A 25,552-nucleotide genomic window follows, 5' to 3' on the forward strand; every position below is an offset into this window, starting at 1 on the left:
GCATACTTTCAACCTCAGGTTGACAGTTAATGTTATGCTCAGTATGCAATTCCTACGACGAACCTATGGTCGATGTAGTGGGCTGCGCGTTTAGCCGCGCCGCGTGTCGCGAACCGGCGACCAGAATCGGGCATCGGATGCCGCACGCACGTCATTCGACGACAGGGCTTTCGGGGCTCGACACGTCGTACGTCAGTTTCTCGTTCGCGCTCTGGGTCGTGATGAGCTTGTCGAGCACGCGGGCCTTCAGGGCACTGTTGGCCGAACTGCCCCAGATGACTTTCTGGCCCACTCCCCCGAGCACCATCGTCACCGAATCTGGCGTAGCGGCGCTGATGGAGTCGACGTTGGCCAGCAGGTCTGCGGGCAGGGTGCGCAGCACGGTCGTGGCGGCAAGGAAGCCGGGGCTGCCGACGGGGGTTCCGGCCAGGTCGATCAGCGCAAAGCCGGCCGGGCGGGCGTCGCTGTGCTCAACGACGACACCCGCGGGGTCGACCAGGTCGAACCCGGCGCCGCTTGCACTCACGATCGAGCCGACGGGCTGGCGTTCGACGACGCGGATGACAAGTGTGTTCGGCAGCTGCGACTCGGTCGAGTAGCTCTGGATCAGCGGGAACGCGGCGAGCTGAGACTGAATGGAGCCGTAGTCGACCAGAGCCAATGGGCGGCCCACCTGGCCCGAGAGCGCGGCCTCCACCTGCGCGGCGTCGATGCGGCTCGTGCCAGTGATGCTGACCGAGCGCACGGCGAACAGGGGTGAGTATGCGGTGACGACGACGACCACGATGAGACCCACGAGGGTTCCGAGCGAGATCAACCAGGTGAGGCGACGACGACGCGACCGCTCGGTGAACCGGCGGGATTCGGCTCGCTCGTAACGCCGACGGCGACGCTCGGCGACCCGCACGTTCTTGCGTGCGAGTGCTTCGTCGCTGCGTGAGCGGCTCGGCGGGGCGCCGATGGCGGTCTTGACCGTCGCGGTCGGTCGCGGCGCGGCGGAGTCGGCGGAGGCAGGGGTGGCTCCCTGCGGGTAAGAGGTGGGTGGCTTCGCGGCACGGTTCTGTGCGATGGGCTTCGTGCTGCCGGGCTTCGATCCGCCCGGAGTGGCCGGGGTGGCGTTCGCCGAACCCGGCTCGGTGTCTGCGGTGCGGGTTTCGGGCTCAGCCGTCTGCCACCGGGTCGTCTTCAGGCGGGGTGGCGTGGCCGACGACCGAGCGGGAGCGGGCGCGGTTGCGTCAACGCCGGCGGTGTCAGCTCCGTCACGAACCACTGCGGGACGCTTCGAGGCCTTCGGCGCCTTCGGCGCGCGCGGCGATCCCTGTGCCGAAGCAGGAGCTTCGGGCGGGGGCGGTGGCGGAAATCCGTTGGGGCGCTTCACGGGCGCCTCCGATTACGCACCCGCAGCCACAGGCACCGCGAGGGCGCCGAGCAGCTGCGGAACGAGCAGGTTCACGTCGCCGCAGCCAAGGGTGACGATGAAGTCGCCGGGGCGCGCGATCGACGCGGTGAAGTCGGCCGCCTGCTGCCAGTCGGCGATGTAGGCCACCTTGCTCTGATCGGCGAACCGCCCGGAGACGAGCGCGCCCGTGACGCCGGGCACCGGGTCTTCACGCGCTCCGCAGACGTCGAGCACCACGGTGAAGTCTGCGGTGCGCTCGAGCGTTTCGGCGAAGTCGCCGGCGAGCAGCTGGGTGCGGCTGTAGAGGTGCGGCTGATGAACCGCGATGATGCGCCCGGTACCGACCACTGTACGCGCGGCGGTGAGTGCGGCATCCACTTCGGTGGGGTGGTGCGCGTAGTCGTCGTAGACGCTCACACCGCGAACGGTGTCGTGCAGTTCGAATCGGCGACCGGTGCCGTCGAACTCGCCCAGGGCGGCGAGCGAGGCGGCGGGGTCGAAGCCGGTGCCCACGAGCACCGCGAAGGCGCCCGCCGCATTGATGGCATTGTGGATGCCCGGCACCCGCAGCGCGCCCGCATAGCTCTCACCGAGGTAGTCGATCACGAACGACACCGCACCCTCGGCCACGATCGAATGCACCCGCACGTCGGCGTCTGCTGCCTGACCGAACGTGAGTACGCGCCCGCCGGAGCGGGTCTGCCCCGCGCCTACTGGCTGCCGGGCGGCGAGCCGCGCGTCGACACGCTTCGCACCGGCATCGTCTGAGGAGATCACCACGAGCTCGCTGGCCTCGTCGGCGAACGTCACGAAGGCATCTTCGACTGCTTCGGTCGAACCGTAGTGGTCGAGGTGGTCGGGGTCGACGTTGGTGATGAGGGCCACGGCCGTGTCGTAGAGCAGAAACGAGCCGTCGGATTCGTCGGCTTCGAGCACGAACAGCTCACCGTCGCCCCAGGCGGAACTCGTGCCGAGCGCGGAGATGACACCGCCGTTCACGAAGCTCGGTTCGGCGTTCAGGCCGATCAGCGCGGTCACGATCATGCCGGTGGAGGTTGTCTTACCGTGCGCCCCGGCGACCGAGATGAGCCGGCGGCGGTTCACGAGCCAGGCCAGCGCCTGCGAGCGATGCAGCACCGGCAGGCCGTGCTGCTCGGCGTAGACGAGTTCGGGGTTGTCAGGCCAGAGCGCCGAGGTGACCACGAGCGTGTCAGCCGAACCGACGTTTGCGGCGTCGTGGCCGACGTGCACTGTGGCCCCGAGCGCGCGCAGCTTCTGGGCGGTTTTCGAATCGGTGCGGTCAGAACCGGTGACCGTCACGCCGGCAGCGATGAACAGTCGTGCGATACCGCTCATGCCGGCACCGCCGATGCCCACGAAATGCACCGCGCCGAGCTCCGCCGGAATGGTGAGGGTCAGGTCGGGTTTGATCACGAGGGGGTACCTTCTGTTCTGCAGGATGTGCGGGCAAGCGTCAAGGTTACGCTCACTCTGCGGCACCCTTGCCCGGGGCGTCATCAGTGGGGGCGCCATCAATGGGGGCGCCATCGATCGAGCCATCGTCGTTCGGGGTGTACTCGACGTCGGCCGCGTCGGTGAGGGCAGCGCCGATGAGGTTCGCCGTGCGCGCCGAACCGTCGCGCACGCCCACACTGGCCGCCGCCCGGGCCATGGCGGCAACGCGGTCAGGCTCGCCGAGCAGCGGCACCAATGTCGACGCCACCCACTCAGGCGTGACATCGGAGTCGGGGACGAGAATCGCACCGCCCGCCGCAACCACGTCGGCCGCGTTGAAGCGCTGCTCGCCATTGCCGACCGCGTAGGGCACGAGCACCGAGGGAACGCCGAGCGCCGCAAGCTCTGAGACCGTCGCGGCGCCCGCCCGCGAGACCGCGAGCGACGCCACCGCGAGAGCGAGATGCATTCGGTCGGAATAGGCGAGCATCCGGTAGCCCGAGATCTCGGGGTCGACCAGTGTCGAGCGACCGCCCACGATGTGCAGAACCTGCCAGCCGGCAGCGAGAATGGGCGCGATCGAGGCGAAGACCGCGCTGTTCAGGCGTTCGGCGCCGAGCGATCCGCCGGTGACCAGCAGTACGGGCATGTCGTCTGAAAGCCCGAACAGCTCGAGGCCTTCGATGCGCGCCTCGGCGAGAGCCTCAGCTGTCTCTAGCGTCTCGATCTCGGCTCGCAGCGGCATGCCAACGAACCGCGCGTGCGGCAGCTCTGTTCCCCGAAAAGCCACGCCGACGTAGGGCGTGAAGCGGGCCCCGAGCCGGTTGGCGAGCCCCGGTTTGGCGTTGGCTTCATGGATGACCAGCGGCACCCGCGCCCGCCGGGCCGCCAGATACGCCGGTGCTGCCGCATAGCCGCCGAATCCGACCACCACGTCGACGTGGCGCTCGACGATCAGCGCGGCGAGGTCGGAGATGACCCGCAGCAGTTTCGGCGCGAACGTCACGGCGGCGCGGTTGGGGCGACGCGGAAACGGCAGTTTGGCGATGGTCACGAGCTCGTAGCCCCTCGCCGGAACGAGCCGGGCCTCGAGGCCCTGGGCCGTGCCCACCACGATGATCTCAGCGGAGGGGTCGCGGCGGCGCAGCTCGTCGGCTGTGGCGAGAAGTGGGTTCACGTGGCCGGCCGTGCCGCCGCCGGCCAGAAGGTAGGTGGCCATCAGCGACGCACCCACGGAGCCCGGCGAGGGGCGCCCGGAAGAACGAGTTCGTCATCGTCGTCGCCGACCGGCGTGGTCTGCTGGCGGGCGATCGAGAGCACAACACCGATTCCGATGAGTGTGGTGATGAGCGCCGACCCTCCCGACGAAATGAGCGGCAGCGGTACCCCCAGCACCGGAATGAGCCCCAGCACCACGGCGATGTTCACGAACGCCTGGCTGATGATCCACACCATGACCGAACCGGCGACGACCTTCGAGAACATGTCGTTGCTCGAACGCACGATGCGCAGGAACGCCACGGCGAGAGCAACGAACAGCGCGATGACCACGAGAGCGCCGATCATGCCCAGCTCTTCGCCGATGATGGCGAAGATGAAGTCGTTGTCGGCGGCCGGCAGCCACGACCACTTGGCCTTCGAATTGCCGAGGCCCACACCGAAGAAGCCGCCCGCGGCCAGCGCGAAGAGCCCGTGCTGGGTCTGCCAGCAGCTGTCGGCGTAGTCGGAGCATTCCGAACTCAGAAACGACCCGATGCGCGAAACCCGGCTTGCGCTCGAGAACGCGATGACCACGATGGCGGCCGAGCCGATGATGAGGGGTACCGCGAGCATCCGGAGCTTGATGCCGGCGAAGAAGAGGGCGCCGAAGATGAGCCCGGCCATGATCATCACGGTGCCGAGGTCGCCGCCCAGCATCACCAGCAGAACGCCGGCGCCGGCCACGGGCACGACCGGGATGGCGAGGTGCCCCCAGAGGTGCAGGTAGCGCTGTTTCTTAGCGAGGATCACACCCAGCCAGATGACGAGACCGAGCTTGATGAGCTCGGAGGGCTGCATGTTGATGCCGCCCACCGACAGCCAGTTCAGGTTGCCGCCCACCTCGACGCCGAGAGGAGTGAAGAGCACGATGAGCTGAAGACCCGCGCCGCCCGCGAGGGCGAGCCAGCCCCAGCGCTTCCAGAAGCGCATCGGCAGGCGGGAGATGACGAGCATCAGCGGCACACCGATGAGCGCGAAGAGGCCTTGCTTGGCGAAGGTGCCGAAGAAGCCCTGCCGGGCGGTGTACGAGTCGACCGACGACGACGAGAGCACCATCACCAGCCCGAGCACAACCAGGAAGAGGGTGGTGCCGAGCAGAAAGTAGTAGTTGCTCGACTCGGCCTGAAAGGCCCGGCCCACCGAGACCCGCGCGGTGTGCATCCGCGAAGCCGACGGATGATCGGCGGCGCTTCTAGCCCCGGGGCGGCGCATCGTGTTCGTCAGCTGCCCCACCTCCAAGTAAGTCGCGTACTGCCTGGGCAAAGCGGGTGCCACGGTCGGAATAGTCGACGAACTGGTCCATCGACGCCGCCGCGGGTGCAAGCAGCACCACGTCTCCCGCGAGTGCCACTGCCGCCGCCAACCGCACCGCGGCCGACATCACCTCTTCAGTCTCGGTGTGGTCGACCTCGAACACGGGCACCCCGGGCGCGTGTCGCTCGAATGCCTTTCTGAGAGTCTCGCGCTCGGTGCCGATCAGTACGACAGCCCGCAGCCTGCCGGCCCGACCCCTGATCAGCGGATCGACATCGACACCTTTCAGCAGCCCGCCGGCGATCCAGACCACCGAGTCGAAGGCACCGAGCGACGCGTTCGCCGCGTGGGCGTTGGTGGCTTTCGAATCGTTGACCCAGCTCACCCCGTCGGCCGAGGCGACGAGTTCGATGCGGTGGTGATCGAGTTCGAACCGGGCTAGCGCTCGGCGAATGGCCTCGACGCTCACGCCGAAACTGCGGGCGAGGGCAGCGGCCGCCAGAACGTTGGCGACGGTATGCGGCGCACCGAGGCCGCGTGCGGCGAGGTCGGCGACGGTCGTGATCTCACGAGCTGCCGTGCGGCGATCGTCGATGAACGCGCGGTCGCAGAGGATTCCGTCGACGATGCCCACATCACTCGGCCCGGGCACCCCCAGCCCGAAACCCACGGCGCGGGCACCCTCGACGACATCGGCGTTCTCGACCATCGACTCGGTGCGGGCATCCGACCGGTTGTAGACGCAGGCCACCTTCGTGTTCGTGTACACGCGGGCCTTGGCGTCAGCGTACGCGTCGAACGACCCGTGCCAGTCGAGGTGGTCTTCGGCGAGGTTCAGACACACAGCGGAATAGGGCGACATGCTGAAAGTGGAGTGCAACTGATAGCTCGAGAGCTCGACCACCAGCACATCGAACCCCTGTGGGTCGCGAATGGCATCGAGAATGGGAATGCCGATGTTGCCGCAGGGGGCCGCCCTGAAGCCGCCCTCGACGAGCATCGTGGCGGTGAGCTGAACCGTGGTGGTCTTGCCGTTGGTGCCGGTCACGGCGATCCACTCGGCAGGCGCCCGGTTTGAACCGTCAGCATTCGTCAGCACCTTGTCACGCAAGCGCCAGGCCAATTCAACGTCGCCCCAAACGGGTATGCCCTGCTCGCCGGCCCACTCGAGCACCGGATGATCGGGGTGGAACCCCGGCGACACGACCAGCACCTCGGGCCGAAGCTCGACAAGCTGCCCGGGGGCCGCCGCCAGCTGCTCGTCGAGCACCAGCGCCGCACCGATTACCTCGACCAGCCGCACCTGCGCGTCGTCGGCACGCTGCGCCACGACGAGCACCTCTGCACCCAGTTCGACGAGCGTGTCGGCCACCGAGAACCCGGTCTTACCGAGGCCGAGAACACCGACCCTCAGCCCCTTCCAGTCGGAATGCCAGCTGGTGAGTGTTGAAAGCCTGTCGTGTGCCATGTCAGTCCTGCAGAATCCATTCGAGATAGAACGCTCCGACGCCGGCTGCGACGCAGAGCCCGGCGATGATCCAGAACCGAACCACAATGGTGACCTCGGCCCACCCCTTCATCTCGAAGTGATGGTGCAGTGGGCTGGCCCGCCAGATGCGTTTACCGCCGGTGAGGCGAAAGTAGGTGAGCTGAATGACGACCTGGCCGGCGACGATCACGAAGATACCGCCGATCAGAACGAGCAGCAGTTCGGTGTGGCTCTCGATGGCGAGGGCGGCGAGGGCGCCGCCAATGGCCAGTGAGCCCGTGTCGCCGAGAAAGATCTTTGCGGGGTTGGTGTTCCACCAGAGAAAGCCGACGAGCGCACCCGCGATGGCCGCGGCGATGACCGCAAGGTCGAGCGGTTCGCGCACGTCGTAGCACTTGAACACCACTTCGGCATCGAGCGTCGGGCTCGCGCACGACTGGTTCGACTGCCAGAACCCGATGATGACGAACGACCCGATGGCCAGAATCGCCGAGCCGGGCGCGAGGCCGTCGAGCCCGTCGGTGAGGTTCACCGCGTTCGACGTGGCCATGACGATGAGCACGATCCACAGCACGAAGGCGATGGTGCCGATCACCAGACCCCAGCCGAGGAAGTCGAAATTCAGGTTGCGCACCGTGGAGATGTGGGTGGAGCCGGGCGTCACACCCGCTGAGTTCGGAAACTGGATGGCCAGCAGAGCGAACACCGCACCGACGATGATCTGGCCGGCCAGCTTCGACTTCGGCCCGAGGCCGAGGCTCCGCTTCTTCTGAGTCTTGATGAAGTCGTCGATGAACCCCACCAGCCCCAGGCCCACCATGAGAAAGAGCACGAGGAGCACCGACACCGAGGGCGGGTTGCCGGTGACCAGCAGCGCCACGAAGTACCCGAACAGCGTCGCCAGAATGATGACGATGCCGCCCATCGTGGGCGTACCCCGCTTCACCTGGTGACTGCTCGGGCCGTCGATATTGATGTACTGGCCCCAGGCCAGCTTCTTGAACAGTCTGATGAAGACGGGTGTCATGAGCAGCGAGAAGATCATCGAGAGACCACCCGCGCCGATCAGTGTGATCATGCGAACAGCTCCCCCAGTCTGTCTCCCAGAAAGCGCAGGCCTGCCGAGTTCGAAGACTTCACCAGCACCACATCGCCCGGGCGCAGTTCGGTCTCGAGCAGAGCGTATGCCTCATCAGCCGTTTCGAAGAACGCCGACTCGCCGTCCCACGAGCCTTCGTGCGTGGCCGCGAGGTGCAGAGCGCGCGCGCCTTCGCCGATGACGAAGATACGTTCGATACCGAGCCTGACGATGGTGCGCCCGATGCGGTCGTGTTCGGCCAGCGAGAATTCGCCGAGTTCGCTCATCTCACCGAGAATCGCCACGCGCCGGATGCCCTCGCCCGAGATCTGCGCGAGCGTCTTCAGCCCGGCGAGCATCGAGTCGGGGCTGGCGTTGTAGGCGTCGTTGATGATGGTGACGCCCTTCGTCGTGGGCAGCACCTCCATGCGCCAGCGCTCGGCACGGGTGACCGACTGAAGGGCGTCGACGATCTCGGCGAGGGGAACTCCGAGAGTGTGTGCCACCGCGGCCGCGGCCAGGGCATTCATGACGTGGTGCTCCCCGAGAACGCCGAAACGCACGCTCTGCGACTCGCCGGTGGGCAGGCTCAGGGTGAAGGTGGTGCCGGTGGAGGTCGCGACGAGGTCGGTGGCCCGAACATCCGCCCCCGACTCGAGGCCGAACCACAGCACAGAGGCGCTCGTCTTGGCCGCCATGCCCTCGACGCGAAAGTCGTCGATGTTCAGCACGGCGACGTCGGTGCTCAGCAGATCGGTGACCATCTCGGTCTTCGTCTGAAGCGTCTTCTCGATGCCGCCGAACTCGCCGGCGTGGGCGAGGCCGACGGTCAGCACCACCCCGACATCGGGGCGAGCCATGCGAACGAGGCGGCTGATCTCGCCTGGCTTGCTGGCGCCCATCTCTGCCACGAGGTACTGGCTGTCGCTCTCGAGCTTCAGCATGGTGAGCGGCGCGCCGACCTCGTTGTTGAACGAATCCCGCGGGGCAACCGTGGGGCCGCGGCGTTCGAGAATGGTGCGCACGAGGTTCTTCGTGGTGGTCTTGCCGTTCGAGCCGGTGATACCCACGACCTTCAGCACGCCGCCGGCCCGGATGCGGCGAACCACTTCGGTGGCCAGCGCCGCGAGAGCGTCGACCGAGTCAGCCACGACGATCTGCGGCACCGCGAGGTCGTCGATGACTCTCTCGCAGATGACCAGGTCTGCGCCGTTATCGATGGCGGCCGGAATGAACAGGTGCCCGTCGCTGAACTCGCCGGGCTTGGCAACGAAGATACCGCCGGTGCCGATCTCGCGGGAGTCAGTGTCGACCAGCCCGTTCACGATAGTCGATTCGTTTGTGCCCTGTGCCACGGCGTGGTCGCCGAGAACAAGGGTGCCGCCGGTGATGCGGGCGACCTCATCGAGGGTCAGGTCGATCATGGGTTCAGAGCCATCCAAATTCGTGAAGCGCGAGTCGCGCGTCGTCTCGTGCTGAGTAGGGCAGGTGTTCGCCCGCCACCTCGTGGTAATCCTCGTGGCCCGGCCCCGCGTACAGAATCGCGTCGTCGGGTGTCGCAACCGACAGGGCCTGTCGAAGTGCCTTCCGGGGGTCGGCGACTTCATACAGTTCGCGCGACGGCACAGCAGCCCGGGCCGCATCGACCAGCACGCGGCGAATGGCCGCAGGGTCTTCGGTGCGCGGGTGAAAGTCGGTGATGACCACAACGTCGGCGAGCCGTGCCGCGATCTGGCCCATCTCTTCGCGCTTGCTCGGGTCGCGGTCACCGTCGGCACCGAACAGCATGATGATGCGGCCATCGGTGACGCGCCGAAGCGAATCGAGGGTGCTGGTAAAGGCGTCGGGGCTGTGCCCGTAGTCGATGAAAACGGCGGGCCCCGAGTTGGCGATGCGCTCGGCCCGGCCCGGAATGTACACATCGATGCCGCCGTCGCGCTCGAGCACGGCCGCAATGGCCGACAGCTCGATGCCCGACTCGACGAGCATCACGAGCGCGAGGGCTGCGTTCTCGGCCATGTGCCGACCCAGAACCGGGATGCTCGTGGTGATGCTCTGATTGTCGGGACCGTTCAGAATGAACCGCGTCTCGTCCATGCTCTCGCGAAGAATCGCTGCGTACCAGTCAGCCGGGCGGCCGGGATAGGTCGAGACGGTCGTGACCGGCACCGTCGCGGCGCGAGACAGCTTCACACCCCACTCCGCGTCGGTGATGATCACGCCGCGGCGGGCACGTTCGGTGGTGAACAGCGGCATCTTCGCCTCGAAGTAGGCCTGCATCGTTTTGTAGTCGTCGAGGTGGTCGTGTGTGAGGTTCGTGAACCCGACCACGTCGAAGACGATGCCGTCGACGCGGTGGCGGGTCAGCGCCTGAGCCGACACCTCGATGATGACGGCCTCGGCCTCGGCCTCCTGCATGCGGGCCAGCAGTCCGTGCACCTCAGTCGCCTCGGGGGTGGTGAGGGCACTCGTCACGGCGAGGTCGCCGATGCGGCGCTCTGCTGTGGTGCTGAGCCCGGCGAGCACGCCGAGTTGACGGAGGACGGCCTCGAGGATGTAGGCGACCGAGGTCTTGCCGTTGGTTCCGGTGACGCCGAAGAGCGTTGGTGTGTTCTCGGTCGTGCGGTAGACCCAGGCAGAGAGGGCTCCGAGGGCGGCGCGCGGGTCGGCGGTGACCAGCACGGGCAGACCCGAGCGGGCGGCCAGCGTTGCCCCCCGGGCATCCGTCACGACGGCAATGGCACCCTTCGCCTTCGCGTCGTCGACGTACTGCGCCCCGTGCGCGTGCACACCGGCGAGCCCCACGTAGAGGTCACCCGGTTCGACGGTCTTCGATGAGAGCGTGATGCCCGTGATCTCGAGGCCGTCGACCGAGCCGCGCACCTCGAGCCCGAACTGCGAAACCAGATCGGTCACCAGACGAGCGTCGGGGTGCGAAGGCCGCAGCCTGGGAGAAACCCCTGTCGTCACCTGGCTCCTTGTCTTCTTAATAGCTTGTCGGGTAGTTGACGGCTGGCGTCGTTGACGGCAGCACTCGGTACTTCTGCAGAACCTGCGACATGATCTTCTGAAAGACAGGGGCGGCGGCAGAACCGTCTTCAATGGTAACCGGCTTCATGAGGTTGACCGAAACGACGTACTGCGGGGCCTCGGCCGGAGCCAGGCCCGCGACGCTGGTGAGGTACCCGCCACCGTACGCACCCTGGCCATTGCTGACCTCAGCGGTGCCCGTCTTGGCTGCCACGTTGTAGCCCGGAATCTTCAGCAGGCTTGCGGCGTATCCACCGGTCACCACGCTCTGCATCATGTTCACTGTCTGCTGCGCCGCGTCGGAGGAGATGACCTGTTCGCCCTGGGTTGAGGGCTGTTCGCTCACGGAGCCGTCGGCGGCCTTGCAACCCGAGACGAGGCTCACCGGCAGGCGCACGCCGCCGTTGCCGAGGGTCTGGTAGATGCTCGCGATCTGTGCCGCCGTGGTGGTGACACCCTGGCCGAATGAGCTGTTGTAGAGGGTCTGCTCACCCCACTGGCTCGGATCGCCCAGAATGCCTTCCGACTCGCCGGGAAAGTTGACCTCGGTCTTCTCTCCGAGGTGGAACTTCTTCATGTAGTCGTAGCGCTGCTGCGTGGTGAGCATGGCACTGAGAATGGAGATACCGACGTTCGACGACTCCTGAATCACGCCGGTCAGGGTCCACTGGGCGGGGTCGTGGTTCTCCGAGTCAGTGATGACCGAGCCGCCCGGCGCTTTGTAGCGGTAGGGAACGAGCACTTGGGTGGCCGGGGTCGCCTTACCGGCGTCGATCAGTGCCGCGGCCGACTCGGCCTTGAACGTGGAGCCCGGTTCGAACGGGTCGCTGAACGCCGTGGCGCCCCAGAAGTGCGGGTCGGTGGCGTCGAGGTTGTTCGGGTCGGGGGTGGGGTACTGCGCCACGGCCAGCAGCTTGCCCGTCTTCACTTCTTCGACGACCACGCTGCCCCACTCGGCCTTCGTGGACGTCACCTGCTGGGCGAGCACCTGCTGCGAGTAGTACTGCAGGTCGCTGTCGATGGTGGTCATCACGGTACCGCCGGTGACGGGCGCCTTGTCGACGACGAGGGTGTTCGGAATCGCCACCCCGTCGGCGCCTTTCTCGTAGGTCTGCGAGCCGTCTGAGCCGGTGAGGCACTGATTCTCTTTGGCTTCAAGGCCGCCGTTGGTGGAGCTGTCGGCACCGAGGTAACCCACGAGGTTGCCACCGACGCTGCCGTTGGGATAGACCCGCTGGGGGTTGGTCTGGTACTGCAGCCACGGGATGCTGAGAGCCCTGATGGCGTTGTACTTGTCGAGGTCGATGGCCTTGATGATGAGCGCGTAGCCCGACGACGGATCGGCCGTCAGCAGTGCGTACACATCGGTCGCGCTCTGCCCGGTGATCGCGCCGATCTGGCCGGCGGCCTGCAGGGGTGTCACGTCGACCGCAGCGCCGTTGACGGTCTGAGTGAAGTCTGCAACGTCTTTAGGCGATGCCGTGACGTCGTACCGGATGACCGTGGTGGCCAGCACTGTTCCGGTGGAATCGACGATATCGCCCCGCGCCCCGTAGAGCGTCTGCCCCACCGAGAGTTTGTCGTATGCCTGGGCATTCAGCGAGCTGGCCTGCACCACCTGGATGTCGACGAGCTTGACCACCAGAACAGCGACCACCGCGGTGATCACAACGATGGCGACAGCGATGCGGTTTCGTGTGGAACGTCTACTGGTCACGAATGCACTTTCGTTGTGGGGCGGTGAAGATCAGTGTGTTGTCGGCGAGGGCAACTCACCCGTCCACGGTACTGTTGCCGCGGCCGCTGCGGCGGGAGGCGCGCTCGGAGTGACCGCTGCCGCGCCCGCGGCGGCGGTAGGGGTCGCCGGCTGGCCGGCTGCAGCTGCGCCCGCGATCGCGGCGTTCGGAGTGAGCGACGACTGCCCGCCCGTGAGCGAGCCAGCCGAAGCCTGCGCCTTCTTGGGTGTGCCGAGAACGGCGCCGTCGGAGAGCCGCAGGTACACCGGGTTCACGTTCGAGACCATGCCGAGCGACTCGGCGCTGGCCGCGAGGTTCTGGGGTGACGAGAGCGAGTCGATCTTCTCGCTCAGTGACTCGTTCGAGCGACCGAGGTCTTTCTGCGTCGACTGCAGCGACTCGATCTGGTACGCGCCGTTCGAGAGCCCGATGCTGAGCAGCAGCTGGGTCACGACGATGGCCATCACGCCCACGATCACGACGGCGGCGTAGGCGAGCTTCGGCTTGCGGCGACGAAGCACGCCATTGCCGGCCAGAGTCAGGGTCGACCGGATGCCCGGGCGGGTGCCCGGCGTGTGGCCGGGGGCCCAGCTCGGGGCCCAGCTGGGTGCCGGAAAGTCGTCGAACGGGTCGAGCTCGGGGCTGTCTGACGGCGCAATCGTAGGGCTGTAGGCGGGGGCCAGGTTGGTCATGATGCGACTCTCACTCGCTCGGCCGCGCGCAGGCGCACGGGGGTTGATCGGGGGTTGGCTGCCTTCTCGTCATCGGTGGCCAGCTCGGCCCCGCGAACGAGCAGCTTCAGCTGCGGCTGGTGTTCGGGCAGTTCGACGGGCAGGCCCTGGGGCGTACTCGAGGTGGAGGCGGCGGCGAAGGCGCGCTTCACGATGCGGTCTTCGAGCGACTGGTACGACAGCACGACCATGCGGCCGTGCAGGGCGAGAGACTCGATGGCGCGGGGAATCGCGTTCTCGAGCGCGACCAGCTCCTGGTTCACCTCGATGCGAAGCGCCTGGAAGACCCGCTTGGCCGGGTGGCCCTGGCGGGCGAGGGCCGCAGGAGTGGCCCGCTGGATGAGGTCGACGAGCTGAGCCGAGCGAACCAGCCGCGTGTCAGCGCGACGCTCCACGATGCGCTTGGCGTAGCGCGAAGCGAGGCGTTCTTCGCCGTACTCCCAGAAGATGCGGCGAAGCTCGCCCTCCGAGTAATCGGCCAGAATCTGCTCGGCGGTGACGTCTGCCGTGCCGTCCATACGCATGTCGAGCGGGGCGTCTTTCGAGTAGGCGAAACCGCGCTCGGCACGATCGAGCTGCATCGAGGAGACACCGAGGTCGAAGAGGATGCCATGGGCTTCGGCGTGGCCGAGGCTCCGCAGGGCATCCTGAATCTCATCGTAGACACAGTGCACGAGCTGAGCCCGCTCGCCAAAGGGGGCAAGCCGTGCGCCCGCTAGCTTCAGCGCCTCGGGGTCGCGGTCGAGCCCCACGAGGGTGAGGCCGGGAAAACGGCTGAGGAAGTTCTCGGCGTGCCCGCCCAGGCCGAGCGTGGCATCGACCAGAATCGCCCCGGGCTGGCTGAGGGCCGGCGCCAGCAGCTCGATCGAGCGCTCGAGCATGACCGGAACGTGGATCTTGTTCGTCTCGGTCTCGGCGATTGGGTCTGTGTGCATTTCATCGTTCATATGTAAGAGGGAGATCTGGGATTCGTTGCCCCTGATCCCCACCCGCTTCGACCTGGCACCGGGGAAGTGTGTCAGGGCGAACGGCTGGGAGTCACAGGCAACGAGGTCGTCAGAAGAGGCCCGGGATCACCTCCTCAGAGGTGTCGGCGAATGCGGCCTCCTGGGCCGCGAGGTAGGTCTCCCACGCCTCGGCGTCCCAGATCTCGGCGCGGCTGCCCGCACCGATGACGACGAGGTCGCGATCGAGGCCGGCGTAGCTGCGAAGTGGTGCCGGCACAGTGACCCGGTGCTGGCTGTCGGGGTTTTCCGCACTCGCGCCAGACAGGAAGACACGGAGGTAGTCACGTGCCTGCTTGCTGGTCACGGGAGCTTCGCGGATCTTTTCGTGCAAAGTCTCGAATTCACGCGTGCTGAACACGTAGATGCAGTGCTCCTGGCCCCGGGTCATCACGACGCCGCTCGAGAGTTCGTCTCGAAACTTCGCTGGCAGGATGACGCGGCCTTTGTCGTCGAGTTTGGGGGTGTAGGTACCAAGGAACATGCTCCTTACTCCCCCTCATTTCCGGCCAGACTGCGGGTGTTCCTCCACTTTACTCCACTTCACCCCACATTGGTGGTTTATTCCTCCACCAAGTTCCCCGCGCCTCCCTTTTGGGCACAAAAAAAGGCCAACCCGAGGGTTGGCCTTTTTCGAAAGTCTCTGTTGTTGTTACTCGTTCTTCTCGTCGCGGTTGTCCCAGCGATCGTTCAGTCGATCCATGAAGCCGGCCCTGTTCTGCGGCGAACCCGGCGACCTTGCCGAACGGGCGCTCGAGCGGCCCATGCGGCCGAGACCGCGGCTCGGTCGAAGCGCCACGAGTACACCCGTGAACATGAGGGCGAAGCCGAGGATGCCGACCAGGGGTACGTGAATCACGACACCCACGATGACGACGCCCAGGCCCACAATGGCCAGCAGCACGCCGAGAACCAGCGACCCGTAATTCAGGCGACCCCGACCGGCACCGACGGCCGACACGAAATCGGCATCGTTGTGATAGAGGCTGCGCTCCATCTCATCGAGGAGCTTCTGCTCTTGCTCCGAAAGCGGCATTTCTCTTCACCTCAGGTTCGGGAGAGACCGTGCTGACACACGGCCTTCGCGCCCTTCAAATAGTACTGCGCCACAAAATGTTACTGCTTGGTCTGTAGCTAGGCTAGGCGTGTGACTCAAAGTACACACCTGACCTCGCTCGTCGACTCTAACATCGCAAGCTTTGTCGCAGACCGTGCTCCTATTCTCGTCGCAATCGCGCCAGATCTCGCGCCTTTTGCCGAATTCTCGCGGGATCTTCTCAGGGGCGGCAAACGGTTTCGCGCGCAGTTCTGCTATTGGGGCTGGCGGGCGGTTTCCGACGCCGATCTTGTGCCCGATTCAGGGGTGGAATCGGGCCCGAAAGCGAAGGCTGAGTTCGGGGCCCTCGTCGAACTCTGCACGGCGCTCGAGTTCTTTCACGCGGCCGCGTTGGTGCACGACGACATCATCGACAACTCCGACACTCGCCGGGGCATGCCCGCCGCGCATCGACGGTTCGAAGCGCTGCACGCGAATAGCTCCTTCACGGGAAACGCCAGCGACTACGGCCGAGCCAGTGCCATTCTGATGGGCGACCTTCTGCTGGCCTTCAGCGACGAGCTGGTGGGGCAGGCACTTGAGATGCTCAGCGACCCCCGGGCATCCAGAGCCGCTCGCCTCGAGTTCAACCGCATGCGCACCGAGGTGACGCTGGGGCAGTACCTCGACATTCTCGAAGAGGGTGCCTGGCCTGTGGTGGCCGAGAATGAGCTGCTCGCTCGGGCTGAGCGCGTCATCGTGTACAAGTCGGCAAAGTACAGCGTCGAAGCGCCCCTCGTGCTCGGTGCTCGGCTGCACGGGGCGGGCGACGAACACGTTGCGGCGCTTCGGGCCTTTGGTCTGCCGCTCGGCATTGCGTTTCAGCTTCGGGATGACCTGCTGGGCGTCTTCGGCGACGCAGAGCGAACCGGCAAACCCAGCGGCGACGACTTGCGCGAGGGCAAGCGCACCGTTCTGGTTGCGCTGACCCGCGAGACGCTGTCACCCGGCAGCCGACGGTTGTTCGACGAACTGCTCGGAGACCCCGAGCTCGATGCCGAGCAGATCAGCATGCTGCAGGCCACCATCTCGAACAGTGGGGCGGCCGATCGCGTCGAGGCGCTGATCAGCCAACACGCAGAGAACGCTCTTCACGCGCTGGCCGCGTCGAAGCTCGGCGAGGAGTCGAAGATCGAGCTGGCGAACCTCGCCACGCTGATCACACAGCGCGACGCCTGACTGTTCGGCCGTTGGGCCGGTGGGCCGTTCGGCCGGAAGGTTCTATCCGAGCGCCTGGGCGATGCGGCGAACCTCGGCCTTGCGGCCCGCGAGCAGTGCATCGATGGGGGCTGCACCGAGCGAGTCTTCGGGCTCGAGCATCCACGTCATCATCTCGTCGTTCGAGAAGCCGCTGTCGCCCAACACGACGATGGTGCCCTTCAGCTCGCTGAGCGGCAGGTCACCGGCGATGAAGACGTCGGGCACGCTCAGCACGCCGTCGCGGCGAACAGCCAGCAGCGCGCCCTCTTCGATGAGCTTGCGCACTTTGCTCGGGGTGATGCCCAGCCGGTCAGACAGGTCGGTAATGGAAAGCCAATTTCTGGCCGAAGAAGTTTCACTCACACGACAAGACTGCCATGTCGCGTGCCTTCAGCGACAATCCGGCGTGTTTCGACGGGTTGCGCCGGGAACTGTCATGTCGAATCGAGAGATGTCACCACCGGCTTCCCAGTGTCTATACCGGCTTACCCGGTCTCGGCAATTTAGAATCAGCACGTGACCAGCGCGCCTGCCGACCCCATGATCGACCGTCTCATCGACGGCCGCTACGAGGTGCACTCGCGCATAGCCCGGGGCGGCATGGCCACGGTCTACGTGGCGAACGACCTGCGGCTCGACCGCCGGGTCGCCATCAAGATCATGCACGGGCACCTCGCCGACGACGATGCGTTTCGCGAGCGGTTCGTGCAGGAGGCGCGATCGGCTGCTCGGCTCGCGCATCCGAACGTGGTCAGTGTGTTCGACCAGGGGCAAGACAGCGAGATGGCCTACATGGTCATGGAGTACCTGCCCGGCATGACGCTGCGCGACCTGCTGAAAGACTACGGCCGGCTCACCACCGAGCAGACGCTCGACATCATGGAGGCGGTGCTCGGCGGGCTGGCGGCTGCGCACAAGGCGGGCATCGTGCATCGCGACGTGAAACCAGAGAACGTGCTGCTGGCCGACGACGGGCGCATCAAGATCGGTGACTTCGGTCTGGCGCGGGCGGCCTCGGCGAACACGGCGACCGGCCAGGCCCTGCTCGGTACGATCGCGTACCTCTCCCCCGAACTTCTGACGCGCGGAGTGGCAGATGCCCGCAGCGACATCTATGCCACCGGAATCATGATGTACGAGATGCTCGTCGGTGAGCAGCCGTACAAGGGTGAACAGCCCATGCAGATCGCCTTTCAGCACGCGAATGAGACGGTTCCGGCGCCGAGTATCGCGAACCCGTCGATTCCGCCGGAGGTCGACGAGTTGGTCACGTGGGCCACGTCGCGCGACCCCAACGAACGACCATACGATGCGCGGGTGATGCTCGACCGGCTGCTCGAGGCCGAGGCGGTGGCGACCGCGTCGATTCGCGCGACGGCGCAGATGCTGCGGGCGTCGGCGCTCGAGACGGCGGTGCTGCCGAAATCGATGTTCGAGGTCAACGGTGTTGGTGCTGCTGCTGGTGCTGCTGGCGGCGGCTTCGATGCGGCCAGCGCGGATGCCCAGGGTGAAGACGAAGGCGAGACACAGGTTCTGCGTCGCCCGGCAAAGGTTCGGCGAGCCGAGCGCAAGCGTGCTGCGGCGGATGCGGCGGGTCTGGCCAGTGCGGCTGGCATTGCCGGCGCGGCCGGTTTTGGCGCAGCCGCTGGCGCTGGTTCGACCAGGATCGCTCCGGGCGCGAGCCAGCTGGCTGGTACGGGTGTTGCGGGCGCTACGGGGTTTGCGGGCGGCACTGGGTTTGCGGCGATGCCGGCGATTACGGGCGAGACGACGAAGTTCGGGTCGACCGGGCTGATCGGTTCGTCGGAGCGTGGTGGGGCATCCGGAGCCCCGGGCGCACCGGGCTACCCCCACGACTATGACGCGGGGTTCGACAACAACGACGGCAGCGGCTCGAACGACGGCAGCGGGCACGGTATCGCGGTGGCGACACGGCCGGCCGGGCCTGTTGAGAAGCTCGCCGCCCGCAGTTCGAAGCGGCGTCGGCGCGGCTGGTGGATCGTGGCGCTGGTGCTGTTGATCGCCGCGGCCTCTGGCGGAACCGGGTGGTACTTCAGTTCGGGCCCCGGCGGCCAGCTCGGCGTTCCGTCGGTGGCGGGGCTCACGCCCGACCAGGCATCAGCGGCACTCACGGGTGTGGGACTGCAGGTGAGTCAGGGCTCGGCGACGAACCCCACCGTGCCAGCGGGAACTGTCATCGGCAGCGACCCGAGCGGCGGGGCCATGGTTCTGAACGGATCGAACATCACCGTCATCGTGTCGACCGGCCCGGCGCAGCTACCCGTGCCGCCGAACTTGGTCGGGCAGGCCGAAGCCGCTGCGGGCCAGGCCGTGAAAGACGCGGGCTTCACCCTTGCCCCGTCGCAGACCGAATTCTCGTCGAAGAACGACACGGGCACCGTCATGCAGGTACTCGGTGCAGACGGGCAGCCGCTGGGGCCGACCTACGCCGAGCAACGCCCTGTCACGTTCATGGTGTCGCTCGGGTCTGTACCGAACACCGTGGGCAAGTCGTCTGCTGACGCGAATGCGGCACTCGTCGCGGCCGGGCTGGCGAGTTCGGTGGCGACCGAGAGCTACAGCGAGACCGTGCCGACCGGCGTGGTCATCTCGTACGCGCTGCCGGCCGACCCGACTCCGGTCGGTGCGACGGTCACGCTCGAAGTGTCGAAGGGGCCCGCGCCGGTTCCCGTGCCCGACGTGACGAGCAAGTCGTGGAGCGACGCGAAGGCGGCACTGCAGGCCGCCGGCTTCACCCTCGCCTATAACGGCCTCGCCGATCTGGCACCCTCCGCCTTCACCGTGCGTGCAACCGACCCCGTCGCCGGCACCTCACTCCCCCGCGGTAGCAAGATCACCGTCAGCTTCAGCGGCTTCTGACCGCCGGCCTCAGCTGCCGACCAGTCAGCAACCCGCCGCCCCTTCGGCCCATGCGCCCATCCGGCCAGCAGCCAACAGCCGGCAGCCGGCCAGCGTGCTACTACTGCTTGGCGTTTCGCAGTTCTTCGGCTACCAGGAAGGCCAGCTCGAGCGACTGCATGTGGTTGAGGCGAGGATCGCAGAGCGACTCGTAGCGCGACTCGAGCGTGTGCTCATCGATGTGCTCCGAACCGCCGAGGCACTCGGTGACGTCGTCGCCCGTGAGCTCGACGTGAATACCGCCCGGGTGGGTTCCGACCGCGCGGTGCGCCTCGAAGAAGCCCTTGACCTCGTCGACCACGTCGTCGAAACGACGGGTCTTGTAGCCGTTCGGGGTGGTGAGCCCGTTGCCGTGCATCGGGTCGGTGACCCACAGCGGCGTGGCATCGGATGCCTTGATGGCCTCGAGCAGGGGCGGGAGGGCATCCCGAATCTTGCCCGCACCCATGCGCGTGATGAACGTGATGCGACCGGGCTCGCGCGCGGGGTCGAGCTTGTCGATGAGGCGCAACATGTCGTCGGGGGTCGTCGAGGGGCCGAGCTTGATGCCGATGGGGTTGCGGATGCGCGACAGGAAGTCGACGTGCGCACCGTCGAGATCGCGGGTGCGCTCACCGATCCACTGGAAGTGGCTCGACGTGTTGTACGGGGTACCCGTGCGCGAGTCGATGCGCGTCATGGGTCGCTCGTAGTCGAACAGCAGCGCCTCGTGCGCGGTGTAGAACTCGGTGCGCTTCAGCGCCTCGAAGTCGGCGCCGCACGCGATCATGAATTGGATGGCGCGGTCGATCTCGCGTGCGAGGTCTTCGTAGCGCGCGTTGGCGGGGTTCGAGGTGAAGCCCTTGTTCCAGTGGTGCACCTCACGCAGGTCGGCGAACCCACCCTGTGTGAAGGCGCGGATCAGGTTGAGGGTCGACGCGGCCGTGTGGTACCCAGCGACGAGGCGCGCGGGGTCGGCGGCGCGCGACTCGGGTGTGAAGTCGTAGCCATTCACGATGTCGCCGCGGTAGGCGGGCAGGGTGATGCCGTTGCGGGTCTCGGTGTCGCTCGAGCGCGGCTTGGCGAACTGGCCGGCCATGCGGCCCATCTTGATGACGGGCATCGAGGCGCCGTAGGTCAGAACCACGGCCATCTGCAGCACGGTCTTGACGCGATTGCGAATCTGGTCGGCGGTCGCACCGGCGAAAGTCTCGGCGCAGTCACCGCCCTGAAGCAGAAATGCGTTACCGGATGCTGCGGTGGCGAGTCGTTCGCGCAGCGTGTCGACCTCGCCCGCGAAAACCAGCGGAGGCAGTACAGAGAGCTGAGCAGAGGCGGCTTCGACGGCCGAGCGGTCATTCCACGTCGGCTGCTGCTTCGCCTCGAGTGTGCGCCAATAGTCGAGTCCGTCAATCACAGAAGGCTCCGCTTCGATGACACGTTCAGACAGATCTATCACAGCAACACATTTCCATTGTTTTCGTTTGAACAGAATTTCTGAATCGACCCTTGTAGTCGAACCAGATCGAGCTAGCGAGCGACGCGCGCGCGCTTCTCCTTGACCGAAGTCGCATATACGTCTGAGTATTCCTGACCGCTGATGCGGTGCAGCTCGTACATGATCTCGTCGGTGATGCTCCGAAGCACGAATCGGTCTGATTCCATGCCTTCGAACCTAGAGAAATCTAACGGCTCACCGATCACGATGCCAACCCGGCGAATGCGGATGCCCTTGCCGACAGACATCACTTTCTCGGTATCGATCATGGCGACCGGGATGATCGGCACCCCCGCCTCGAGCACCATGCGTGCCACGCCGGTGCGCCCGCGGTACATCTTGCCGTCGGGGCTGCGGGTTCCTTCGGGGTAGATGCCGAGCAGGTCACCCTGGCCCAGAACCTCGAGGCCCGTGTTGAGCGAGGCCTCGCTGGCCTTGCCGCCTGACCGGTCGATCGGCAGTTGGCCGGTGGCAGTGAAGAACAGTTTCACCAACCGACCCTTGAGGCCCTTGCCTGTGAAGTACTCGCTCTTCGCAAGAAAGGAGACTCGCCTGTCGATCGACAGGGGAAGAAATACAGAGTCGGCGAACGACAGGTGGTTGCTGGCCAGAATGGCCCCGCCGGTCTTCGGAATATTCTCGGCGCCGCGCACCCACGGGCGGAATACGGCCTTCACTATGGGGCCAGCCACCAGGTACTTCATGAACCAGTAAAACATCGTTGTCCTCGCCGTGGGCAGTAGTGGTTCTCCGGTGGTGCGACGGTGTGCCGTGGTTCTGAGTCTAGATCGACTCGGCATAGATGCGGGCCAGATCGGCTGCACCCACCACACCGGCGTCGTTGACGAGCTCGGCGATACGAAACTCGGGCTCAGGGTGAAAGCCTCGAGCGGGAAGCACATCGAGATACGCCTGGCGAATAGGGTCGAGCAGCAGGTCTCCCGCTTGAGCCACCCCGCCGCCGATCACGAACAGCTGTGGGTCGAGTACGGCTCCGAAACTCGCGCAGGCCTGACCGAGCCAATGCCCGAGCGTGCGCAGGGCGAGAAGTGCACCTGGGTCGCCCGACTGGATGAGCGTGCTCACGTCGATTCCGGAGAGGGTTCCGACCCGGGCGCGAACGTCGGCGAGTCCGATACCCACTCCACCGGCATCGGCCAGTTCGTTGGCGGTGCGCAACAGTGCACGGCCGGAGCCGTACTGTTCGATGCATCCACGTGCCCCGCAGCCGCAGGGCAAACCGTCGGGTACGACCCGCATGTGCCCGAGTTCGGCAGCAGCGCCGAAGCCCCCACGAAAGAGTTTGTCGCCCGAGACGATCGCGCCGCCGACGCCGGTGCCGATGGTGAGGATGACCATGTCGCTGACCAGTCGGCCCGCGCCGAACCGAAATTCGGCCCAGCCGGCGGCATTGGCGTCATTCTCGACGATGATGTGGAGGCCTAGCCGACGCTCCAGCTTCTCGCGAAACGGCTCGTTGCGCCACGCGATGTTGGGCGCGTAGTAGACGATCGACTGCGACGCGTCGATGAAGCCGGCCGCGGCAACACCGACGGCTGCCACCTCGACGCCCTCAGAGAGGCGTTCGACCATGGCCACGACGGCGTCTTCGATGAGCTGGGGGTTGCTTGCAGTGGTCGGCTGGCGATCGGCGCGAATAATGGTGCCCAGCTCGTCAACGAGGGCTCCTGCGATCTTGGTTCCGCCAATGTCGATTCCGATGGCATGCACAAGGCCATCTTGCCAAGCGCCAGACCCGCTGTCGAATTGCGGTGCCGATAGACTCGAGGCTTAAGGAACCGAAGGAGTTGCCGTGCAGCAGTTTGTCGCCCCAGCCGTCGTTGGGGCCGATCCCGAAGCCAACGCCACCGACCTGTTGGTGAAGCGTGTTGCGCTGGCACCGAACGAGCCGCTGTTCGCCCTGCCGAACGGCAGTGGCTGGTCTGATGTGAGCGGTGCAGAGTTTCTGGCCCAGGTGCGGGCCCTCGCGAAAGGTCTGATCGCGGCCGGTATCGAGCCCGGCGACAAGATCGGCCTCATGTGCCGTACGAGGTACGAATGGACCCTCATCGACTTCGCCACCTGGTTCGCCGGGGCCGTTCTCGTACCCGTGTACGAGACCTCCTCCCCCTCGCAGGTGCAGTGGAGCCTCAGCGACTCCGAAGCCGTGGCCGTGATTCTCGAAACGCCCGATCACTTCGCCCGGTTCGACGAAGCTCACCCCGAGCTTCCCCTTATTACCAAGGTGTGGCAGATCGACCTCGGTGACCTCGACAAACTGGTCGCGGCCGGCGCAGGCGTCGACGACGCCGAAGTCGAGCGCCGCCGCACCCTCGCCAAAGGCAGCGACTTCGCCACGCTCATCTACACCTCCGGCACTATGGGCCGGCCGAAGGGCTGCATTCTCACGCACTCCAACTTCGTCGAGCTCGCCCGAAACGCCGCGGTGAAGCTCAGTGATGTGGTTCACCCCGGCGCATCCACCCTGTTGTTCATCACCACAGCTCACGTCTTCGCGCGGTTCATCGCCATCATCTGCGTTCACGCCGGAGTCAAGGTGGGTCACCAGGCCGACACCAAGCAGCTGTTACCCGCCCTCGGTTCGTTCAAGCCCACCTTCTTGCTCGCGGTACCGCGGGTCTTCGAGAAGGTCTACAACTCGTCTGAGCAGAAGGCTGAGGGCGACGGCCGCGGCAAGATCTTCCGCCAGGCTGCCGACGTGGCCATCGCTCACTCCGAGGCTCTGGATGCCGGACACATCCCGCTCGGCTTGAAGATCAAGTTCGCACTCTTCGATCGCCTGGTCTACTCGAAACTTCGCGCTGCGCTCGGTGGCCGCACGAAGTACGCCGTGTCGGGCTCTGCTCCACTCGGACACCGGCTCGGGCACTTCTACCGCTCGCTCGGCATCACCATCCTCGAGGGCTACGGCCTCACCGAGACCACAGCGCCGGCCAGTGTGAACCTGGTGTCGCAGTTCAAGATCGACACTGTCGGCCCGCCGCTGCCGGGGGTGGGCATCCGTATCGCTGAAGACGGCGAAATTCAGGTCGCTGGCATCAACGTGTTCGCCGGCTATTGGAAGAACGAGAAAGCCACAGCCGAAGCCTTCGACGGCGAGTGGTTCAAGACCGGCGACCTCGGTGCGCTCGACGACGACGGGTTCTTGACCATCACGGGCCGCAAGAAGGAGATCATCGTGACGGCCGGCGGCAAGAATGTGGCCCCTGCTGTGCTCGAAGACCCCATTCGCGCGAACCCATTGGTCGGTCAGATCGTCGTGGTGGGTGACCAGAAGCCGTTCATCTCGGCTCTGGTGACGCTCGACACCGAAATGTTGGCCACCTGGCTCGGAAACAACGGTCAGAAGGCCGACATGACGCTCGAAGAGGCATCGCAGAACCCGGCGGTGCTCGCCGAGATTCAGCGGGCCGTCGACGCGGCGAATACGAAGGTGTCGCGCGCTGAGTCGATTCGCAAGTTTGTCGTGCTCTCGTCTGACCTGACAGAAGAAAGCGGGCACCTCACGCCGAAGCTCACCATCAAGCGCAGCGTCATCATGAAAGACTTCGCGCCGACGATCGAGAGCATGTACTCGAGCGCGCCGACGACGTCGGGTCAGTCGCTGGTTCACTGAGGTACGCCAGAGTGGCTGGGCAGACTCGATAGTGCTCAGGTTGTGTATGGTCGTGGTTGTCTGACCCATGGCGGTAATGGTGTTGTGGGCAAAGGTCCGCGTCTTCGTGATCTGATTTGGGAGCAGGGTCGTGGGGTTTGTTCCCAGTCGATGCTTTTCGGTGGGATCAAAACCGGGACGCCGTTCTGCATGGCAAGTTTCCACTCAGAAGAATGCACATGTGTGTGGTGGAAGTGACACAGCAGTGCCCCGTTGTCGATGTCTGTACGGCCGGGTGCATACGTTTGGTGTTTCCAATCATCGACGTGGTGGCTTTCGCACCACGACGGGCCCCGGTCGCAGCCCGGCCACACACACCCACCATCCCGCGCGGCCATAGCGGCCCTTTGCGCTGTCGTGAAGAGCCGTTTCGTTTTCCCGTGCTGGAGTACTTCCCCGTGCAGCCCGAAGACGGTGGTCGTGATGTCGCCGTGGCAGAGGAGCTGTTCCACACTCGACATCGGGACCGGGTCAACAATCCCATCAACCCAGCCCACACCATGCCCTTGGGCGAGGTCGTCAAGTTCCACCCGGATGTTCAGCACCGGGGCGGCCCCGTTGATCCGCGGCGCACCGGTGAGGCCTGCCGCGACGGTCAGGAGGTCATAGAACCGGTCGAAGACGAACTGCTCACCCGTACGACGATCCCTCGTCAACACATCAGAGACCACCAACCCATCCTCTGGCTGTCGGCCGAGGCATTCGTTGGGGGCTGCCGCGCCCTGCGGGCTTGCCCCTGAATGCTCAC

General features: G+C 65.9%; 21 protein-coding genes. 3 read left to right on the plus strand and 18 right to left on the minus strand.

What is annotated here, in order from left to right; all coding sequences use genetic code 11:
* Window positions 1-151 precede the first annotated feature (151 nt).
* The 13 genes from D4765_RS12925 to D4765_RS12985 form a co-directional block, all read right to left on the minus strand.
* Entirely contained in the window at window positions 152-1,270 is a 1,119-nt protein-coding gene (locus D4765_RS12925) for an FtsQ-type POTRA domain-containing protein (RefSeq protein WP_237280420.1), read from the minus strand.
* 120 nt (window positions 1,271-1,390) lie between these two features.
* Window positions 1,391-2,833, minus strand: coding sequence for a UDP-N-acetylmuramate--L-alanine ligase (gene murC, locus D4765_RS12930; protein WP_136642717.1), 1,443 nt, complete (start codon window positions 2,831-2,833; stop codon window positions 1,391-1,393).
* A 52-nt stretch (window positions 2,834-2,885) separates the two neighbouring features.
* Window positions 2,886-4,073 carry a UDP-N-acetylglucosamine--N-acetylmuramyl-(pentapeptide) pyrophosphoryl-undecaprenol N-acetylglucosamine transferase gene (locus D4765_RS12935; RefSeq protein ID WP_136642718.1) on the minus strand — a complete coding sequence of 396 codons (1,188 nt, stop codon included), beginning with the start codon at window positions 4,071-4,073 and terminating at the stop codon, window positions 2,886-2,888.
* A complete protein-coding gene (gene ftsW, locus D4765_RS12940; protein ID WP_237280421.1) occupies window positions 4,073-5,275 on the minus strand; it encodes a putative lipid II flippase FtsW in 1,203 nt (400 codons plus the stop codon). The genes D4765_RS12935 and ftsW overlap by 1 nt, the downstream gene beginning before the upstream one ends.
* A 31-nt stretch (window positions 5,276-5,306) precedes the next feature.
* On the minus strand, window positions 5,307-6,836 hold the full coding sequence (gene murD / locus D4765_RS12945) for a UDP-N-acetylmuramoyl-L-alanine--D-glutamate ligase (protein WP_136642719.1): 1,530 nt from the start codon (window positions 6,834-6,836) through the stop codon (window positions 5,307-5,309).
* A 1-nt stretch (window position 6,837) separates the two neighbouring features.
* On the minus strand, window positions 6,838-7,935 hold the full coding sequence (gene mraY, locus D4765_RS12950; protein ID WP_136642720.1) for a phospho-N-acetylmuramoyl-pentapeptide-transferase: 1,098 nt from the start codon (window positions 7,933-7,935) through the stop codon (window positions 6,838-6,840).
* Window positions 7,932-9,359 (minus strand): UDP-N-acetylmuramoyl-tripeptide--D-alanyl-D-alanine ligase, encoded by a 1,428-nt coding sequence (locus D4765_RS12955; protein WP_136642721.1) that lies wholly within the window; start codon window positions 9,357-9,359, stop codon window positions 7,932-7,934. The genes mraY and D4765_RS12955 overlap by 4 nt, the downstream gene beginning before the upstream one ends.
* A gap of 4 nt (window positions 9,360-9,363) precedes the next feature.
* Window positions 9,364-10,905, minus strand: coding sequence for a Mur ligase family protein (locus D4765_RS12960; RefSeq protein ID WP_136642722.1), 1,542 nt, complete (start codon window positions 10,903-10,905; stop codon window positions 9,364-9,366).
* A gap of 16 nt (window positions 10,906-10,921) precedes the next feature.
* Window positions 10,922-12,682, minus strand: a complete 1,761-nt coding sequence (locus D4765_RS12965) for a peptidoglycan D,D-transpeptidase FtsI family protein (RefSeq protein WP_136642723.1) — start codon at window positions 12,680-12,682, stop codon at window positions 10,922-10,924.
* 30 nt (window positions 12,683-12,712) lie between these two features.
* The gene (ftsL, locus tag D4765_RS12970; protein ID WP_136642724.1) at window positions 12,713-13,393 is read right to left on the minus strand and encodes a cell division protein FtsL; all 681 of its coding nucleotides are present in this window, start codon (window positions 13,391-13,393) and stop codon (window positions 12,713-12,715) included.
* Window positions 13,390-14,367, minus strand: a complete 978-nt coding sequence (gene rsmH / locus D4765_RS12975; protein WP_237280422.1) for a 16S rRNA (cytosine(1402)-N(4))-methyltransferase RsmH — start codon at window positions 14,365-14,367, stop codon at window positions 13,390-13,392. Before rsmH ends, ftsL begins: the two co-directional genes overlap by 4 nt.
* A gap of 121 nt (window positions 14,368-14,488) precedes the next feature.
* Complete coding sequence (mraZ, locus tag D4765_RS12980) at window positions 14,489-14,920, minus strand: division/cell wall cluster transcriptional repressor MraZ (RefSeq protein ID WP_136642726.1); 432 nt, start codon at window positions 14,918-14,920, stop codon at window positions 14,489-14,491.
* A gap of 168 nt (window positions 14,921-15,088) precedes the next feature.
* On the minus strand, window positions 15,089-15,472 hold the full coding sequence (locus D4765_RS12985) for a DUF3040 domain-containing protein (RefSeq protein ID WP_136642727.1): 384 nt from the start codon (window positions 15,470-15,472) through the stop codon (window positions 15,089-15,091).
* Window positions 15,473-15,583: 111 nt separating this feature from the next.
* Here D4765_RS12985 and D4765_RS12990 point away from each other — a divergent pair, with 111 nt between their 5' ends.
* A complete protein-coding gene (locus tag D4765_RS12990; RefSeq protein ID WP_136642728.1) occupies window positions 15,584-16,711 on the plus strand; it encodes a polyprenyl synthetase family protein in 1,128 nt (375 codons plus the stop codon).
* A gap of 42 nt (window positions 16,712-16,753) precedes the next feature.
* Here the strand turns inward: D4765_RS12990 and D4765_RS12995 are convergent, their stop codons facing one another.
* On the minus strand, window positions 16,754-17,095 hold the full coding sequence (locus D4765_RS12995) for an Rv2175c family DNA-binding protein (RefSeq protein WP_136642729.1): 342 nt from the start codon (window positions 17,093-17,095) through the stop codon (window positions 16,754-16,756).
* Between the two features lie 177 nt (window positions 17,096-17,272).
* Between D4765_RS12995 and D4765_RS13000 the strand changes: the two genes are divergently transcribed.
* Entirely contained in the window at window positions 17,273-19,612 is a 2,340-nt protein-coding gene (locus D4765_RS13000) for a protein kinase domain-containing protein (protein ID WP_476718329.1), read from the plus strand.
* Window positions 19,613-19,712: 100 nt separating this feature from the next.
* Here D4765_RS13000 and D4765_RS13005 read toward each other — a convergent pair whose 3' ends face one another.
* From D4765_RS13005 to D4765_RS13015, 3 genes are all read right to left on the minus strand, one after another.
* The gene (locus D4765_RS13005; protein ID WP_136642731.1) at window positions 19,713-21,047 is read right to left on the minus strand and encodes a class II 3-deoxy-7-phosphoheptulonate synthase; all 1,335 of its coding nucleotides are present in this window, start codon (window positions 21,045-21,047) and stop codon (window positions 19,713-19,715) included.
* 113 nt (window positions 21,048-21,160) lie between these two features.
* A complete protein-coding gene (locus D4765_RS13010) occupies window positions 21,161-21,847 on the minus strand; it encodes a lysophospholipid acyltransferase family protein (protein WP_136642732.1) in 687 nt (228 codons plus the stop codon).
* Window positions 21,848-21,911: 64 nt separating this feature from the next.
* Entirely contained in the window at window positions 21,912-22,859 is a 948-nt protein-coding gene (locus D4765_RS13015) for an ROK family glucokinase (protein WP_136642733.1), read from the minus strand.
* A gap of 82 nt (window positions 22,860-22,941) precedes the next feature.
* Between D4765_RS13015 and D4765_RS13020 the strand changes: the two genes are divergently transcribed.
* Window positions 22,942-24,765 (plus strand): AMP-dependent synthetase/ligase, encoded by a 1,824-nt coding sequence (locus tag D4765_RS13020; RefSeq protein WP_136642734.1) that lies wholly within the window; start codon window positions 22,942-22,944, stop codon window positions 24,763-24,765.
* Window positions 24,766-24,800: 35 nt separating this feature from the next.
* Here D4765_RS13020 and D4765_RS20160 read toward each other — a convergent pair whose 3' ends face one another.
* On the minus strand, window positions 24,801-25,475 hold the full coding sequence (locus D4765_RS20160; RefSeq protein WP_161580442.1) for an HNH endonuclease signature motif containing protein: 675 nt from the start codon (window positions 25,473-25,475) through the stop codon (window positions 24,801-24,803).
* Window positions 25,476-25,552 lie beyond the last annotated feature (77 nt).

The sequence above is a fragment of the Subtercola vilae genome, assembly GCF_004923255.1.
Classification (GTDB): Bacteria; Actinomycetota; Actinomycetes; order Actinomycetales; family Microbacteriaceae; genus Subtercola; species Subtercola vilae.